Below are 1,176 nucleotides of genomic sequence, written 5' to 3' on the forward strand. Positions count from 1 at the left end.
CTAACCAGGATTAATTGGTGTTGGCGGGTGTGGTGGTGAGGGTGAGGCCTGTGGTGGTCAGGCAGCCATCGATCACGTCGGGGTGGTGCTGGACCACTTTGAGGCGGTGCTTGATCATGCGGGTGAGGTGGTCCAGGTCGGTGGCCAGAAAGTTGGCCATGGAGCGCTTGAGTAGTGACCACACGCTCTCGGCGGGGTTGAGGTCGGGGGCGTAGGCGGGCAGGTAGAACACCGTGAGCCAGTCGGCGTGGGCGTCGATGAACGCGCGCATCGCGGCCGAGTGGTGGATGTTCAGGTTGTCCCAGACCAGCACGATCTTCCCGCCGGGTAACTGCTGGTGAGCGGCTTGCAGCATGCTTTTGTACTCGTTCAGGGTGAAGGCGGCGCGTTCGCCTGTGCGGCGGCGGTAGTGGTGCAGCCGGTAGATCAGCCGGGGCCGGCGCCCGGGCCGGTAGCAGACCATCCCGGCGACCGAGACCCGCCCGCCGTGGTCGCCGCCGTGCACCCTCACCTGCGGCCGGTGCCCCCGCCGGGACCAGGAGCGTCCGCGGGGCGGCCTGAGCCCTTGACCTGTCTCGTCGTGGAAGCAGATCCAGGCGCCCAGGTCGCCCGCGGTGGTTCCACCTGCGGCCACACCTGCGTCTTCCACACCTCGATGGCCTGGTCGTCGCGTTCGATCGCGCGGCGCCCGGGAACCTGCACCGACCAGCCGTTGCGGCGCAGCAGCAGCGACACCCCCGGCAGGGTGTACTCGATCCCGAACAGGCTGGTGATCAGTTGCGCGATCCGGCCCAGCGTCCAGCGCTGGTCATCGGCATACCCGTGCGCGGCCGGCCCGCGGTTCAGCTCGGCCTCCAACCGTGCGAACGCCGCCTGGTCCAGCCGCGCCCGCCGATGCGGACCCTTGGACCGCAACGCCTCCGGCCCGCCCTGGCGCCAGGCCTGCCGCCACTTCTCCACCTGCCGCAGCCCCACCCGCAGCTGCGCGGCGATCCACGCGTTGGGCCGGCCCTCGCCGAACCACTGCGTGGCCTGCATCCGAACCTGTTCTCGCCGTTCACGGCCCGCGTCGGTCATCCCGCCGCCCTGGGGGTATCTGGCCATGCCACCGGCATACGCCCACACCACCGGCCCGTCCACTCACCAAACCGCCATGACCCATTAACCCTGGTTAGC

The 1,176-nt window shown here is 69.6% G+C and carries 2 protein-coding genes; both read right to left on the reverse strand.

All coding sequences use genetic code 11. The annotated features are described in order from the left end of the window. Nucleotides 1-10: 10 nt before the first annotated feature. On the reverse strand, nucleotides 11-604 hold the full coding sequence (locus tag E1264_RS42720; RefSeq protein ID WP_243711525.1) for an IS630 family transposase: 594 nt from the start codon (nucleotides 602-604) through the stop codon (nucleotides 11-13). Further along, nucleotides 508-1,104, reverse strand: coding sequence for a winged helix-turn-helix domain-containing protein (locus tag E1264_RS42725; protein ID WP_243711524.1), 597 nt, complete (start codon nucleotides 1,102-1,104; stop codon nucleotides 508-510). The genes E1264_RS42720 and E1264_RS42725 overlap by 97 nt, the downstream gene beginning before the upstream one ends. Nucleotides 1,105-1,176: the final 72 nt, after the last annotated feature.

The organism is Actinomadura sp. KC216, assembly GCF_004348535.1.
Taxonomy (GTDB): Bacteria; Actinomycetota; Actinomycetes; order Streptosporangiales; family Streptosporangiaceae; genus Spirillospora.